Annotated in this window: 13 protein-coding genes and 1 pseudogene; 11 read left to right on the top strand and 3 right to left on the bottom strand. The window is 68.8% G+C overall.

Annotation, left to right across the window (positions count from 1 at the left end; all coding sequences use genetic code 11):
- Nucleotides 1-7 precede the first annotated feature (7 nt).
- Complete coding sequence (pncB, locus tag DDE23_RS01245) at nt 8-1,300, bottom strand: nicotinate phosphoribosyltransferase (protein WP_107749567.1); 1,293 nt, start codon at nt 1,298-1,300, stop codon at nt 8-10.
- Nucleotides 1,301-1,372: 72 nt separating this feature from the next.
- On the opposite strand from pncB, the pseudogene DDE23_RS01240 reads away from it, so the two are divergent.
- From DDE23_RS01240 to DDE23_RS01220, 5 genes and pseudogenes are all read left to right on the top strand, one after another.
- Nucleotides 1,373-2,356 (top strand): annotated as a pseudogene (locus DDE23_RS01240) (NAD(P)H-dependent glycerol-3-phosphate dehydrogenase); the annotation flags it as partial.
- 453 nt (nt 2,357-2,809) lie between these two features.
- Complete coding sequence (gene yajC / locus DDE23_RS01235) at nt 2,810-3,142, top strand: preprotein translocase subunit YajC (protein ID WP_107749565.1); 333 nt, start codon at nt 2,810-2,812, stop codon at nt 3,140-3,142.
- Nucleotides 3,143-3,205: 63 nt separating this feature from the next.
- Nucleotides 3,206-4,870, top strand: coding sequence for a protein translocase subunit SecD (secD, locus tag DDE23_RS01230; protein ID WP_107749564.1), 1,665 nt, complete (start codon nt 3,206-3,208; stop codon nt 4,868-4,870).
- Between the two features lie 13 nt (nt 4,871-4,883).
- Complete coding sequence (secF, locus tag DDE23_RS01225; protein ID WP_107749563.1) at nt 4,884-5,858, top strand: protein translocase subunit SecF; 975 nt, start codon at nt 4,884-4,886, stop codon at nt 5,856-5,858.
- Nucleotides 5,855-6,220 carry an Mth938-like domain-containing protein gene (locus DDE23_RS01220; RefSeq protein ID WP_107749562.1) on the top strand — a complete coding sequence of 122 codons (366 nt, stop codon included), beginning with the start codon at nt 5,855-5,857 and terminating at the stop codon, nt 6,218-6,220. Before secF ends, DDE23_RS01220 begins: the two co-directional genes overlap by 4 nt.
- A 143-nt stretch (nt 6,221-6,363) precedes the next feature.
- On the opposite strand, the gene ygfZ is transcribed toward DDE23_RS01220, so the two are convergent.
- Entirely contained in the window at nt 6,364-7,155 is a 792-nt protein-coding gene (gene ygfZ, locus DDE23_RS01215) for a CAF17-like 4Fe-4S cluster assembly/insertion protein YgfZ (protein ID WP_107750206.1), read from the bottom strand.
- A 111-nt stretch (nt 7,156-7,266) separates the two neighbouring features.
- Here ygfZ and DDE23_RS01210 point away from each other — a divergent pair, with 111 nt between their 5' ends.
- The 3 genes from DDE23_RS01210 (at nt 7,267) to DDE23_RS01200 (ending at nt 10,073) form a co-directional block, all read left to right on the top strand.
- Nucleotides 7,267-8,454 (top strand): pyridoxal-phosphate-dependent aminotransferase family protein, encoded by a 1,188-nt coding sequence (locus DDE23_RS01210; protein WP_107749561.1) that lies wholly within the window; start codon nt 7,267-7,269, stop codon nt 8,452-8,454.
- A 67-nt stretch (nt 8,455-8,521) separates the two neighbouring features.
- Nucleotides 8,522-9,220, top strand: a complete 699-nt coding sequence (locus DDE23_RS01205) for a DUF3592 domain-containing protein (protein ID WP_107749560.1) — start codon at nt 8,522-8,524, stop codon at nt 9,218-9,220.
- 139 nt (nt 9,221-9,359) lie between these two features.
- The gene (locus DDE23_RS01200) at nt 9,360-10,073 is read left to right on the top strand and encodes a DUF3592 domain-containing protein (protein ID WP_107749559.1); all 714 of its coding nucleotides are present in this window, start codon (nt 9,360-9,362) and stop codon (nt 10,071-10,073) included.
- Here DDE23_RS01200 and DDE23_RS01195 read toward each other — a convergent pair whose 3' ends face one another.
- Nucleotides 10,074-10,505: an Lrp/AsnC family transcriptional regulator gene (locus DDE23_RS01195; RefSeq protein ID WP_107749558.1), complete on the bottom strand. Its 432-nt coding sequence runs from the start codon at nt 10,503-10,505 to the stop codon at nt 10,074-10,076.
- 156 nt (nt 10,506-10,661) lie between these two features.
- Between DDE23_RS01195 and DDE23_RS01190 the strand changes: the two genes are divergently transcribed.
- The 3 genes from DDE23_RS01190 (at nt 10,662) to DDE23_RS01180 (ending at nt 15,271) form a co-directional block, all read left to right on the top strand.
- The gene (locus DDE23_RS01190) at nt 10,662-11,816 is read left to right on the top strand and encodes a type III PLP-dependent enzyme (protein ID WP_107749557.1); all 1,155 of its coding nucleotides are present in this window, start codon (nt 10,662-10,664) and stop codon (nt 11,814-11,816) included.
- A 63-nt stretch (nt 11,817-11,879) separates the two neighbouring features.
- Nucleotides 11,880-14,168, top strand: coding sequence for a xanthine dehydrogenase family protein molybdopterin-binding subunit (locus DDE23_RS01185; RefSeq protein ID WP_107749556.1), 2,289 nt, complete (start codon nt 11,880-11,882; stop codon nt 14,166-14,168).
- Nucleotides 14,165-15,271: a pyridoxal phosphate-dependent aminotransferase gene (locus DDE23_RS01180; protein WP_107749555.1), complete on the top strand. Its 1,107-nt coding sequence runs from the start codon at nt 14,165-14,167 to the stop codon at nt 15,269-15,271. The genes DDE23_RS01185 and DDE23_RS01180 overlap by 4 nt, the downstream gene beginning before the upstream one ends.
- Nucleotides 15,272-15,316: the final 45 nt, after the last annotated feature.

The raw sequence follows: 15,316 nt of genomic DNA, 5'->3' as shown, positions 1-15,316 counted from the left end.
AAGTCACTCACACGACGACCGCCAGTGCCTCCTGCTCGCCGACGCCGAAGACCCGCTTGTAGCGCGCCACCTCGTCGGCCGGGCCCATCGCCTTGTTGGGGTTGTCGGACAGCTTGACCGTCGGCCGCCCGTTCGCCGCAACCGCCTTGCACACCAGCGAGAAGGGGGCCAGCCGGTCGCCCTCGGTCAGGCCGCGGAAATCGTTGGTCAGCAGCGTGCCCCAACCGAACGAGACCTTCACCCGGCCGGCGAATTGCGCCTTCAACGCCTCGATCTTGTCGACATCGAGCCCGTCCGAGAAGATCACCAGCTTCTGGCGCGGATCCTCGCCGCGCTCGGTCCACCAGCGGATCGCCACTTCGGCCGCCGTGGCCGGGTCACCGGAATCGATGCGGATCCCGGTCCAGCCCGCCAGCCAGTCGGGCGCGCGCTTGAGGAAACCCTCGGTCCCGTAGGTGTCCGGCAGGATGATCCGCAGATTGCCGTCATGCTCTTCGTGCCAATCGGCCAGCACCTTGTAGGGCGCCTGCGCCAGCTCGGCGTCGCTTTCGGCCAGGGCCGCGTAAACCATGGGCAATTCATGGGCGTTGGTGCCGATCGCCTCGATGTCGCGGCGCATGGCGATGCGGCAGTTCGAGGTGCCGGTGAAGGCCTCGCCCAACCCCTCCATCAGCGCCTGCACGCACCAATCCTGCCACAGGAAGGAATGCCGCCGCCGGGTGCCGAAATCGGCAATGCGCAGGTTCGGGATCTTGCGCAGCCGCTCGACCTTTTCCCAGACCCGCGACATGGCCCGGGCATAGAGCACTTCCAGCTCGAACTTGCCCATGGTCTTCAGCACGGCGCGCGAGCGCAGCTCCATCAGGATCGCCAGCGCCGGGATCTCCCAGAGCATCACCTCGGGCCAGGCGCCCTCGAAAGTCAGCTCGTACTGGCCGTCGCGCTTTTCCAGATGGTAATCGGGCAGCCTGAGCCCCTCGAACCATTCCATGAAATCGGAACGGAACATCTGCCGCTTGCCGTAAAAGGTGTTGCCCCTCAACCAGGTGCTCTCGCCCCGGGTCAGGCTGAGCCCCCGCACATGGTCCAGCTGCTCGCGCAATTCGCCCTCGTCGATCAGCTCGGCCAGGCGCACATCCTTCGTGCGATTGATCAGCGAAAACGTGACCCGCGTGTCCGGCCGGTTGCGAAAAATCGACTGGCACATAAGTAGCTTGTAGAAATCCGTGTCGATCAGGGACCGGACGATCGGATCGATCTTCCAGTTGTGATTGTGGACGCGGGTTGCGATATCGACCATGAGACCGTCCTGAAACCGGGGTTCGGTCCGTCATAACGTCACGCTGCTTCGGCTGCAAAGCCCGAATGGGCAGAAAGGATCGGCATGGAACGGCCCGAGATCGGGGTTCTGGGCGCTGGCGCCTTCGGAACGGCGCTTGCGATCACACTGGCACGGGCGGGCAGACGCGTGTCGCTCTACGCCCGCGACGAGGCACAGGTGGACCGGATGCGGACGACGGGCGAGAACGCCGCCCGCCTGCCCGGCGTGCCGCTGCCGCCCAGCCTCAGACCGACCGCCGCCGTGGCCGAGGCCGCCGCCGCGCCGATCCTGCTGCTCGCCGTCCCCACCCAGACCCTGCGCCGGCTCGCCGAGACGCAGGCCGGGGCGCTGGCCGGCCGCACACTGGTCGCCTGCTGCAAGGGGGTGGAACTGGGCAGTGGCCTCCTGCCGACCGAGGTGCTGGAACAGGCGATCCCCGGCGCGCGGACCGCGGTGCTGACCGGCCCCAGCTTCGCGGTGGACATCGCCCTGGGCAAACCCACCGCGCTGACGCTCGCCACCGCGCATCGGGGCGGCGAGGCGCTGCAGGCCGAACTCGCCACGCCCGACCTGCGCCTCTACCTGACCGAGGACGCGCTGGGGGCGCAGCTGGGCGGCGCGCTGAAGAACGTGATCGCCATCGCCGCGGGGGTGGTGCTGGGCGCGGGCTTCGGTGAAAGCGCCCGCGCGGCGCTGATGACCCGCGGCTTCGCCGAGATCCAGCGCCTGGCCGAGAGCCGGGGCGCCCTGCCCGAGACGCTGGCCGGACTCTCGGGCTTCGGCGATCTGGTGCTGACCTGCACCTCCGAGAAATCCCGCAACTTCCGCCACGGCCAGGCGATCGGCCGTGGCGAACTGCCGGACGGCGCGCAGACGGTCGAGGGCGTGATGACCGCGCATGCGCTGGCGGCAGACGGCGATTCCGACACGCTGCCGGTGACCTGCATGGTCTCGGCGCTGCTCAAGGGCCAGGTGTCACTGGATGAGGCCAAGGACCTGCTCCTGTCGCGCCCCCTGCGGCACGAACGCGGCTGAAGAGGGGGTGCACCCTCGGCCGCGACACCTCCGACGCCGTGGCTCCAAAAGACGAAACGGGGAGCAAGCAGCGGCGCGGCGTTGCCGCGCCGAAGAAGGGGGGCCGTCTGCCCCCCTCTTGGCCTGACGGCCAATTCACCCCCCGAGGATATTTGGAGCGCAAAGAAGGCGACTTAACGCGCTCTTAACTTGCATCTTTGTTCTCCAAATATCCTCGGGGGTTTCCAAAGGGGGCCCGAGGGTCCCCTTTGGCGGGGGGTGCGGGGGGCTGGCCCCCCGCTCTTTGCCGTCTCCGGGCTTGCCCCCGCATGACCCGGCCTGCACTGCGAAAAACCGCCGGAACGGGGCGGTTTCTGCGCCCTGCCCTCTCGCTTGAACTCGCACCGGCCCCCATATAGGGTGCGCGCCAGATCTGACGGGCCTCTCCGGTCCCGTCCCCACCTGAGGAGCCTCATGTTCATCACCCCCGCCTTCGCGCAGACCGCCGGCGATGCCGGCGTTGCCGGTCTCGCCACGCAGATCATTCCCTTCGCGCTGATCTTCCTGATCATGTGGATGCTGCTGATCCGCCCGCAGCAGAAAAAAATGAAGCAGCACCGTGCGATGGTCGAAGGCCTGCGCCGGGGTGACCAGGTGATCACCGCGGGCGGCCTGATCGGCAAGGTCTCGAAGGTCAAGGAAGACGGCGAGATCGAGGTCGAGATCGCCGAGGGCGTCAAGGTCCGCGTCGTCCGCTCGACCGTGACCAGCGTCCTGTCGAAGACCGAGCCCGCCACGGCCGACTAAGCCCGCCGCTCCGGATCCTGCCCGCGGCGAGGCTGCGGGCGGACCTCCACGCAAGGTTCCCCCATGCTGCAATTCTCGCTCTGGAAGCGCGCGCTGGTCATCCTGATCTGCCTCGCCGCCGTGGTGTTCTCCGCGCCCAACCTGTTTTACGACCGTGTCGAGCGCCATAACGACGCCGTGGCCCAGATCGCCGCGGGGAACGACACGCCCGAACTTCAGGCCGAGCGGGCGCTGTGGCCCGACTGGCTGCCTTCGGACACGATCAATCTGGGCCTCGACCTGCGGGGCGGGGCGCATCTGCTGGTCGAGGTCCGGGTCTCGGATGTCTATGCCGACCGCATCGATGCCCTCTGGCCCGAGGTCCGCGACCTGCTCAGGACCGAGCGCGCCACGGTGGGCGGCGTCCGCCGCATGCCCTCGGACGATCCGGGCGTCCTGCGCGTCGCCATCGGCAATGCCGAGGGGATGCAGCGCGCCCTCGAGGTCGTGCGCACCCTCTCGCAGCCGATGCAGACCCTGACCGGGATCGGCCAGCAGGACCTCGACATCCACGAGGACAACGGCCAGATCATCGTCACCCTTTCCGAGGCCGAGCGTCTGGCGACCGATGACCGCACCATGCGCCAGTCGCTGGAGATCATCCGCCGCCGCGTCGACGAGGCCGGCACGCGGGAGCCGACCATCCTGCGTCAGGGCGCCGACCGCGTGCTGATCCAGGTGCCGGGCGTGGGCTCGGCGGACGAGATCCTCGACCTGATCGGCCGCACCGCGCGGCTGACCTTCCATCCGGTCGTGCGCACCACCTCCAATGGCAACGAGGCCCCGGGCCCGCGTCAGGTGGTCTATCCGGCAATGAATGAACAGGGCGTCTATTACGTCCTCGAACAGACCGCCGTCGTCTCGGGCGAGCAGCTGACCGACGCGCAGCCGACCTTCGACCAGAACGGCCGCCCGGCGGTGAGCTTCCGCTTCAACCCGGCGGGCGCGCGCGCCTTCGGCCTCTACACCGCCGAGAACATCGGCAATCCCTTCGCCATCGTGCTGGACAACGAGGTGATCTCGGCCCCGGTGATCCAGAGCGCCATTCCCGGCGGGTCGGGCATCATCACCGGCCGCTTCACCATCGAGGAATCGACGCAGCTGGCCATCCTGCTGCGCGCGGGCGCCCTGCCCGCCTCGATCCAGGTGCTGGAACAGCGCACCATCGGGCCGGAACTGGGCCAGGACAGCGTCGATGCCGGCAAGGTCGCCGCGGTCGTCGCCATGGCGGCGGTGCTCCTCTACATGGGGCTGAGCTACGGCTTCTACGGCTGGATCGCCAATGTCGCGCTGATGATGAACGTGGCGATGATCTTCGCCATCCTGTCGCTGATCGGCGGCACGTTGACCCTGCCCGGCATCGCCGGCATCGTGCTGACCATCGGTATGGCCGTGGACGCCAACGTGCTGATTTTCGAACGGATCCGCGAGGAATTGCGCACCGCGCGCGGTCCCGCCCGGGCCATCGAACTGGGCTACGAGCGGGCCATGTCGGCGATCCTCGATGCCAACATCACCACCTTCATGACCGCGGCGATCCTCTATGCGCTGGGCTCGGGCCCGGTGCGGGGCTTCGCCATCACCCTGGGCCTGGGCATCGTCACCTCGGTCTTCTCGGCGATCTTCGTCACGCGGCTGATCATCGTCTGGTGGTTCGAACGCCGCCGTCCCAAGACGCTGAACCTCTGAGGAGCGACACAGAATGTATCGGCTGAAAATCGTTCCCGACGACACCGACATCAACTTCATGGGGCCGTGGAAATACACCTTCGGCCTGTCGATGGTGTTGATCGCCGCCTCCATCGCCGTCTTCTTCGCCATCGGCCTGAACTTCGGCATCGACTTCCGCGGCGGCACCACGATCCGCACGGAAGCCACCCAGCCGGTCGATGTCGGCGCCTACCGCGAGGCCCTGGCGCCCCTGAACCTGGGCGACATCGCCATCACCGAGGTCTATGACCCGAGCTTCCGCGACGACCAGCATGTGGCGAGCATGCGCATCCAGGCGCCGGACGACGGCGAGGCCGTCTCGCCCGCGGTGCTGGCCCAGGTGCAGAGCGCGTTGCAGGGCGTCGATCCCTCGATCACCTTCGCCTCGGTCGAATCGGTCGGGCCCAAGGTCTCGGGCGAGTTGGTGCAGGAGGCGATCCTGGCCGTGCTGGCCGCGCTGGGGGCGGTGCTGATCTACATCTGGCTGCGGTTCGAATGGCAATTCGCGCTGGGCGCGGTGGCGGCGCTGGTCCATGACCTGATCCTGACCATCGGCGTCTTCGTGATCCTGCAGCTGCGCTTTGACCTCGCGATCATCGCCGCGCTTCTGACCATCGTCGGCTATTCGCTGAACGATACGGTGGTGGTCTTCGACCGGATGCGCGAGAACCTCATCAAGTATAAGCAGCGCCCGGTTCTGGACGTGATGAACCTGTCCCTGAACGAGACGCTGACCCGGACCCTGATGACCTCGTTCACCACGCTGATCGCGCTCATCGCGCTCTTCGTGCTGGGCGGCGACGTGCTCCGCGGCTTCGTCTTCGCCATGATCTGGGGCATTTTCGTCGGCACCTGGTCGTCGATCTATGTCGCCGCGGTCATCGTCAAGCTGCTGGGCGTCAAGCGCGACTGGGGCAAGGGCGGCGACAAGGCAGGCACGCAATTCGCCACCTCGTCCTCGAAATGAGGCTGACCGAGATCGACTTCGGCACCGCCCAGCCCATCGAGGGCTATGGTGCCGATTTCTTCCGCATCGGCGGGGTGGCGCATCCCGCGCCCCTGGTGATCGTGCCCGGGCAGGTGGTGGCCTGGGGCGGGTTCGGGGATACCGCGACGCTGCTGCCGCTGGCCGGTCAGCTCGACGTGCTCTTCGTCGGCACCGGGGCCGAGATCGCCCATCTGCCAAAGGACTTCCGCGAGACGCTGGAAGCGGCCGGGATCGCCGCCGAGCCGATGGCCTCGCCCGCCGCCTGCCGGACCTATAACGTGCTTTTGTCCGAGGGGCGGCGTGTCGGTGTGGCGCTGCTGGCGGTGGGCAAGGCCGACTGACGGGTCGCGGAAGGTGGGATGAAATCCCACCCTACAGGGCCACCGCGGGGCGATGGTGGGATGAAATCCCACCCTACCCCGCCGCACCGCCCAGGATCGCCACCCCCGTAGGGTGGGATTTCATCCCACCTCGGCGACCATTCTCACTCCGGCACAACCGTCACCGGCTGCCCGCCCACCGTCAGCGCCCCCTCGGCCCGGTCGACCCGCATCAGCGCAAGCCCCCGGCCCCCGGCCTGGGTATAGAGGACCCCGGCCTCGCGTCCGTCCTCCATCAGGACAGGCGTTCCCACCGGCACCGGCTCGGCGACCGACAGGACCATCAACTGCCGGCGCAGCGTGGTCTTGTGGTGCATCCGCGCCGTGACCTCCTGCCCGACGTAGCAGCCCTTGCGGAAATCAACGCCGTTGAGCCGCTCGAACCCCAGTTCCAGCACGAAACTGTCGCCCGGCACCAGCTCGGCCCCGGTCTCGGGCACCAGCGCCGCGATGCGCAGCGCCTCCCAATCGACCGGCGCGCCCTGTTCCAGCGCCACGCCGTAAAGCCGCCAGCCCAGCGCCGGATCGCGCGGATCGGCCAGCGCGCCCTCGGGCCTCGGTCCGATCCCGCGGGTGACCACGCCCTCGACCCGCTCCACCGCGGCCTTCGAGCGCAGCTTGAACATCACCAGCCGCCGCGCCAGATCCTCGGCCAGATCCTCGGCCACGTCGATCAGCACCGCCTCGGGTTCCGCCACCAGCAGGAAATCGGCCAGCAGCTTGCCCTGCGGCGTCAGCATCGCGCCATAGCCGATGCCGTCGCGGATCACCCGACCCATGTCCTGCGTCACCAGTCCTTGCAGGAATTTCTCGCGGTCAGGGCCAGTCACGCGCAGGAATCCGCGCCCGGGAACCGGGGCGCAGCGGGCATCGGGCGACAGGATCGGATCGGGCATCGGCATTCTCTCCATCAGCCCCGGATATAGGTCCGCCGCCGCCCCTTGCACAGCCCCCGCCCCCGTGCCTAATGTCCGGCGACACACTACACAGGTTCAGGAGTTCCCGGCATGTCGCTCGCCAATGGCCGTCCCTATCTGGCCATCCCCGGCCCCTCGGTCATGCCCGACCGCGTGCTCAACGCCATGCACCGCGCCGCGCCCAATATCTACGAGGGCTCGCTGGTGGACATGGTGGCGCCCTTGCGCGCCGATCTGAAGAGGGTCGCCTGCACCGAGCAGAACCTCGCCATCTACATCGGCAACGGCCACGCGACATGGGAGGCCGCCAACACCAACGTCTTCCGCCGCGGCGACAAGGCGGTAGTGCTGGCCACCGGGCGCTTCGGCCATGGCTGGGCCGAACACGCCCGCCTGCTGGGCGTGGAGCCGCTGATAACCGACTTCGGCCGCGAACCCATCGACCTGACCCGGGCCGAAGCCGCGCTGAAAGCCGCCCCCGATGCCCGCGCCGTGATGGTTACCCATGTCGATACCGCGACCAGCGCGCTGAACGACGTGGCGGCGGTGCGCAGGCTGATGGACGACCTCGGCCACCCGGGCCTTTTGATGGTCGATTGCATCGCCTCGCTGGCCTGCGACGAATTCCGCATGGACGACTGGGGCGTCGACGTGATGATCTCGGCCAGCCAGAAGGGGCTGATGACGCCGCCCGGTCTGGGCTTCGTCTTTTTCTCGGACAAGGCGAAGGAGGTCGGCAAAACCTCGGACCTGCGCACGCCCTATTGGGACTGGACGCCCCGCAATACCGCCCAGTTCTTCTATGAGAACTGGTACGGCACGGCGCCCACGCATCACCTTTTCGGCCTGCGCGAGGCGCTGTCGATGATCCACGAGGAAGGGCTGGAGAATGTCTGGGCCCGCCACAGCGCACTGGCCCGGGCCGTCTGGACCGCGGCCGAGGCCTGGGGCCAGGGCGGCGCCTTCCGTCTGAACATCCAGGACCCGGCCCGGCGCGGCCATTCGGTCACCGCCGCGCGGCTCTCGGGCAAGGACGGCACGCGGCTGCGGCAATGGTGCGAACATCAGGCGGGCGTCACGCTGGGCATCGGTCTGGGCATGGCGGAACCCGGCGATCCCGCGGGCGACGCCTATTTCCGCATCGCCCATATGGGCCATGTAAACGCGCATATGACGCTGGGGGCGCTGGCGGTCATGGATACCGGGATGAAGGCGCTGGGGATCGACCACGGGCCGGGCGCGGTGGAGGCCGCGGCACGGGCCCTCGCCAGCGATTGATTTTCGGCGGGCGGCGGATATCACTTCGGAAGCGGGCGCGATATTTGCCCGTTTTCAGGAGCGTTTCATGGACCGCCCGAGCCTTTCCCGAAAGATCTATACCCGCCGCGCGAGCTTTGCCCTCGCCTTCGTTTTCCTGATCTTGGGCGGCCTCACGGCCGCTTTCAGCGTTTACGAACTGCGCGAGGCCGCGCTCTTGGCCAGCGAGGGCGTCGACACGACCGGCGTCGTCATCGACCGCTCGACCAGCGTCACCCGGCGCTCGAACGGCTCCACCTCGCGCAATTACACGCTGGTGATCCGCTTTACCGGCCCCGATGGCACCCCGGTCGAGGTCAACCGTTCGGTCAGTGCCGGGCTTTACGAGTCGAACCGCACCGGCTCCACCCTGCCGGTCCGCTACGCCCGCTCCCATCCGACGACGATCGAGCTGGTCCCGGGCCAGACCGGACGCACCGGCAAGATCGTGGGCTTCATCGCCATCGGCTTCGCCATCGCGGTGCTGATCTCACTGCTGGTGCTGCTGCGCGGGGCGGGCGCCCAGCGCCGGGCCGCGCAGGAGGGCGAGCGTCGGATGGCGACAGTCACCGACCACAAGCGCATCGGCAAGGCCAAGTCCAACCGCTGGACCTTCGGCTGGGAAGCGGGCACCACCCGTGGCCGCTCGGGTCCGGTCACCACCGAGGCCTTGCCCGACATCGGCGCGCCGGTCGCGGTCTATGTCGATCCGCGCAGCGGGCGCGGCTGGTGGGAAGGGGATTACTGACCCCTGACCACCGCCACGGCCCGCCTGCGGCGCCCCCGGTGCAAGAGCGCGTGATGTCCTCGGCTCCGGCTTGAACCCGGGGCCGAAACCCGCATCATTCCGAGGGATTGATGCACGATATTTCCAGCCCGGTATTGCCATGACGGATCTGTCCTCCGGCCCCCGCCCCCTGCCCTCAGCCCGGCTCTACGTCGAACGGCCCGGCTTCTGGCCCGGCGTCGTGCTGCTGCTGGCGGGCCTTGCCTTCGGCTCGGTCGGGCTCTGGCACCTGTATCATGACCTGCGCCTCTCCCGCGGCGGTGTGACGACCCTTGCACAGATCGACCATGCCTATTCCACCACCGCGCGGCGGCGCGACGGCGGGCTCAGCTACCGCCATTACATGGACGTCAGCTTCCGGGACGAGGCCGGGCAGCTGCATTCCGCGGTCTTCCAGGTATCGCAGGGCTTTTACGCCGAATCCCGCGGCCGTTCCGGGGTCGAGCTGCGCTATGTCGCCACCAATCCCGCGATTGCCGAGATCGAGCCGGGACGAAACCGCCGCTTCGGCAGCGTTTTCGGGCTGCTTGGCGGGGCGATCCTCTGGGCCGCGCTGCTGCTGCTGGGTCACGCGCGGCGCCAAGTCTCCTCGCGCCGCCGGGCGGTCGAGGCAGGCGAGGCCCGCAGCGCCACGGTGAGCCAGCATCAGACCTGGGGCAAGAAGGGCAAGGCGCGGCTGCACTGGCAGGACGGCACCGGCCTTGCCGGGATCGCCGTGCCCCGCCCCGCCGCCGACCTGCCGCCCCCGGGCAGCACCGTCACCGTCTACATCGACCCCCTGCAGGGCCGGGGCTATTGGAGCGGCGATTACTGATCAGGCGCCGCGGTCGATCTTGACGCTCAGGTGGATCAGGCTTTCCGACGACCTGACCCCCGGCATCGCCCCGATGGCATCCAGCACCGCGTCCAGCTGCTCGGTGGTCGGCGCCGCCACCTGCAACAAGAGATCCACCCGCCCCGAGGTGGTGAAGGCGCGCTCGACCTCCGGCATGGCCTTGAGCCGCGCCAGAATGTTGGTCTGGTTGCGCGGCTCGATCGAGACCAGCACCGAGGCGCGGATCAGCGGCCGCTCCGCCGGTTGCGCCAGCCGCACGGTATAGCCCTGCACCAGGCCCGAAGCCTCCAGCCGCTCCAGCCGCGATTGCACCGTGCTGCGCGCCACTTTCAGCCTGCGGGCCAGCGTCGCCAGCGGCTGACGCGCATCGGCGATGAGCAGCGACACCAGCGCCCGGTCCAGCTCGTCCATGGCCATCCTGCAAAATGACGAATTCCTCGTCAAAATAACGGGGCCATGGCGCAGATCAACCGAAATGCTGGCTTCGGGACGCATCATTTCGCGGCATCCTGAAAGCAGAGCCGGCCTGAACCGGCCCCATCGAGCAGCGGCGCGAAAGGACACGCCATGGGATTTGCCGACAGCCTCTGGTCCGATCCGGTCGATTACCTGCGGGCGCATCAGCCCGAGGATCCGGTCCTCTTCCTCTCGCCCGCCGCGCTTCAGGCGCAGGCCCGACGGTTCCTGTCGGGGTTTCCCGGCCTCGTCACCTATGCGGTGAAGGCCAACCCGGACGAGACGATCCTCGCCAATCTCGCCGCCGCCGGGATCACCGGCTTCGACGTCGCCTCGCCCGAGGAAATCGCGCTGGTCCGCCGCCTGATCCCCGGCGCGGCGCTGCATTACAACAACCCGGTGCGGGCCCGGGCCGAGATCGCGCTGGCCGTGGCGCAGGACGTAGCCAGCTATTCGGTCGATGCGCAGAGCGAACTCGACAAGCTGATCGCGCTGGTCCCGCCCCGCCGCGCCTCAGGCACGCAAACCGAGATCGCCGTGCGCTTCAAGCTGCCGGTCCCCGGCGCCGCCTATGATTTCGGCGCCAAATTCGGCGCGGACGAGGGGCTGGCGGCAACCCTCCTCGACCGCGTGGCGCAGGCCGGTTTCGCCCCCGCGCTGACCTTCCACCCCGGCACCCAATGCCAGGACCCCGCCGCCTGGGAGGCCTATATCCGCGCCGCGCGCCGCATCGCCGGGCCGATCCGCCTGTCCCGGCTCAACACCGGCGGCGGCTTCCCCTCGCGCCGCCACCACGCCGATGCCCCGCCGCTGGAAGCGATCTTCGCCACCATCGCCCGCACCACGGCCGAGGTCTTCGGCCCGGACGCCCCGGCGCTGGTCTGCGAGCCCGGCCGGGCCATGGTCGCCGATGCCATGGCGCTGGCCGCACAGGTGAAGGCGCTGCGCGATGACGGGCCGGTGTTCCTGAATGACGGGATCTATGGCGCCTTCGCCGAACTGCCCAGCATCGGCACGCCCGACCGCCTCTGCGCCCTCTCGCCCGAGGGCCTGCCCCGCACCGGCCCCGCCCGCCCGCGCGTGGTTTTCGGCCCGACCTGCGATTCCCTCGACCGGCTGCCGGGCGAACCCGCGCTGCCCGAGGATCTGGCCGAGGGCGACTACCTGCTGGTCCAGGGCATGGGCGCCTATTCCGCCGCCATCGCCACCCGCTTCAACGGCTTCGGCGCGGCGCGGCATCATCTGGTGCTCGACCTCGGCGCCTGAGCGCCTCCCCTTGCCCTCGCGGCCCCGGCGGGTAATCTCCGCCCTGACCATCAAGGGGGTAACATGCGGGCTTTCGGCAAAGCGCAAGGCGTCTTGCGGCGCGAGGATCTGAGGTTTCTGACCGGGACCGGCCGCTACCTGTCCGACATCCTGCCCGAGGGCACGCTCAGGGCGGCCTTTTTGCGCGCGCCGGTCGCGCATGGCGTGATCACCGGGCTGGACACCGCCGATGCCATGGCCCTGCCCGGCGTCCACGCCATCCTGACGGCCGAGGATCTGAAAGCCGCGGGCATCACCGCCAGCCTCTGGGCGGTGCTGGCCAAGGACCGGCTGGGCCGCCCCGGCCGCGCCACTCATCGTCCGGCGCTGGCCGATGGCGTCATGCGCCACATGGGCGAGCCGGTGGCCATCGTCCTGGCCGAGACGCAGGCCCAGGCGCAGGACGCGGTCGAGGCCATCGCCCTCGACTATGACGAGAAGCCGGCGCATCTGAACCTTTTCCCCGGTGGCCCCGCCGTCCATGCCGAGGTGCCCGACAACCTGCCCGTCGACTGGCATCTGGGCGATACCGAGGCGGTCGAGGCCGCCTTTGCCAAGGCCGCCCATGTCACCCGTCTGTCGGTGCGCCAGAACCGCGTCACCACCGTCAGCATGGAACCCCGCGCCGCCTTCGCCCATTGGGACGGCGAGCGGCTGCATTTCGCCTATAACGGACAGGGCGTCTGGGGCCACAAGCGGGAACTGGCCAAGTTCCTGAACCTCAGGCCCGAGCAGGTGCATGTCACCACCCCCGATGTGGGCGGCGGCTTCGGCATGAAATCCATGCAATACCCCGAACAATACGCGCTGGCGCAGGCCGCCATGACCCTTGGCCGTCCGGTCGCCTGGATTTCCGACCGCAGCGAGGCGATGCTGGCCGACAACGGCGCGCGGGATCTGGACAGCGTGGCGGAACTGGCCTTCGACGCCGATCACAGGATCCTGGCCTACCGGGTGCAGAACCGCTCGAACCTCGGTGCCTACAACTCGCAATTCGGCCAGAACATCCAGTGCGAGATGTTCTCGAAGGTGCTGACCGGGGTCTATGACATCCCCTGCGCCACGCTCGACGTGCAGGGGATCTATACGAACACCACGCCGGTCGATGCCTATCGCGGCGCCGGCCGCCCCGAGGCGATCACGCTGCTGGAACGCACCATGGACATGGCGGCGCGCGAGCTGGGCCTCTCGCCGCTCGAGATCCGCCAGCGCAATTTCATCCCCGAGGGCGCCTTCCCCTACCGTACCCCGGGCGAAATGACCTATGACGTGGGCTCGTTCGGCCGGGTGCTGGCCCGGGCCGGGACGCTGGGCGATGTCGCGGGCTTCGCCAAGCGGCGGGCTGAAAGCGAGGCCAAGGGCCTGCTGCGCGGCCTCGGCCTCAGCTATTACATCGAATCCATCCTCGGCGAGGACAGCGAGGCCGCCGTGGTCGAACTGACCGAGACCGGCGCGAAGCTTTATGTCGGCACCCAGTCGAACGGACAGGGGCATGAGACGGTCTATGCCCAGTACCTCGCCGATCTGACCGGCCTGCCCTTCGACGGGATCGAGGTGGTGCAGGGCGACAGCGACCTGATCACCCGCGGCGGCGGCACCGGCGGCTCGCGCTCGGTCACCGTGCAATCGGCGGCGACGCTGGGCACGGTCGAGCAGATGGTCGCCGCTTTCACCGCCTTCCTGGAGGCGGAGATCGAGGCCGCGCCCTTCACCTTCGACGACGGCATCTTCTCGGCCCCCGGCTCGAACCGCCGTCTGACCCTGCTGGAAGCCGCCGACCTTGCCCGCCAGAAGGGCCGCAAGGACCTGCTGCGGCACGAGAAACGCAGCCAGCTGGCCGGGCGCAGCTTTCCCAACGGCGCCCATCTGTGCGAGGTCGAGATCGACCCCGAGACCGGCGCGCTCAGGCTGGACCGCTACCTCGCCGTCGATGATCTGGGCGTCTTGATGCATCCGCAACTGGCCGAGGGTCAGGTGCATGGCGGCGTCGTGCAGGGCTTCGGACAGGCGGTGACCGAGGATCTGCGCTTTGACGATGACGGCCAGCTGCTGACCGGCTCGCTGATGGATTACGCCATGCCGCGCGCCGCGGATGTGCCCTTCATCCGCTTCTTCAGCGAACCGACGCCCTCCAAGAACAACCCGATCGGCATGAAGGGCTGTGGCGAGGCCGGCACCGTCGGCGCGCTCTCGGCCCTTTCCAACGCCGCGCTCGATGCCCTCTGGGGTCGGGGCGTGCGCCATGTCGACATGCCCCTCACCCCCCTCCGGATCTGGACCTGGCTCCAGGACGCCAAGGAACCCACCCGATGAGCCCTCGCTACACCCGTCTGGTCGATACCCTGCCCGCCACCGTGCCCTTCGTCGGCCCCGAGACGCAGGAACGCGCCCGGGGCGCGGCCTTCGAGGCGCGTCTCGGCGCCAACGAGAACGGCTTCGGCCCCTCGCCCCGGGCGATCGAGGCGATGGCGAAGGCCTCGGGCGATCAGTGGATGTATGGCGACCCCGAGAACCACGACCTGAAACAGGCGCTTGCCTTGAGGCTGGGCGTCACGCCCGCGCATCTCATCGTGGGCGAGGGGATCGACGGGCTGCTGGGCTATCTGGTGCGGCTGCTGATCGAGCCGGGCGATGCCGTGGTGACCTCGGAGGGCGCCTATCCCACCTTCAACTACCATGTCGCGGGCTTCGGCGGCGTGCTGCACAAGGTGCCGTATCTCGGCGATCACGAGGATCCCACGGCGCTGATGCACCGCGCGCGCGAGGTCGAGGCGAAGCTCGTCTACCTCGCCAACCCCGACAACCCGATGGGCAGCTGGCACGGGGCCGAGGTGATCCGCGGCGCCATCGAACAGGTGCCCGCTGGCACGCTGCTGGCGCTGGACGAGGCCTATGTCGAGTTCGCCCCCGAAGGCACCGCGCCCGAGATCGACCCCGATGACGAGCGGGTGATCCGCCTGCGCACCTTTTCGAAAGGCTATGGGCTGGCGGGGGCGCGGGTCGGCTACGCGGTGGGGGCGCCCGGGCTGATCGCCGCCTTCGACAAGGTGCGCAACCATTTCGGCATGAACCGCGCGGCGCAGATCGGCGCGCTGGCGGCGCTGGCGGACGAGGGGCATCTGGCGCAGACCATCGCCCAGGTGGTCGCGGCCCGCGCCCGCCTCAACGCCATCGCCGCCGAGAACGGGCTGCGCGCGCTGCCCTCGGCCACCAATTTCGTGACCATCGACTGCGGACGGGATGGCGATTTCGCCCGCCGGGTACTGGCCGGGGTGGTGAAACGCGGGGTCTTCATCCGCATGCCCTTCGTCGCCCCCCATGACCGCTGCATCCGCGTCTCGGCCGGACCCGAGGCCCAGCTCGCCGCCTTCGCCCGGGTTCTGCCAGAAGCGCTGGCCGAGGCCCGGCAGGGCTGACCTCACCGCAGCGTGATTTGCCTTCCAGCAGGGGGAATCCTGTTC

It is taken from the genome of Pararhodobacter aggregans, assembly GCF_003075525.1.
GTDB classification, from domain to species: Bacteria; Pseudomonadota; Alphaproteobacteria; order Rhodobacterales; family Rhodobacteraceae; genus Pararhodobacter; species Pararhodobacter aggregans.
The sequence above is the reverse complement of the archived record's forward strand: the minus strand, read 5'-3'. Positions and strand labels throughout refer to the sequence as shown.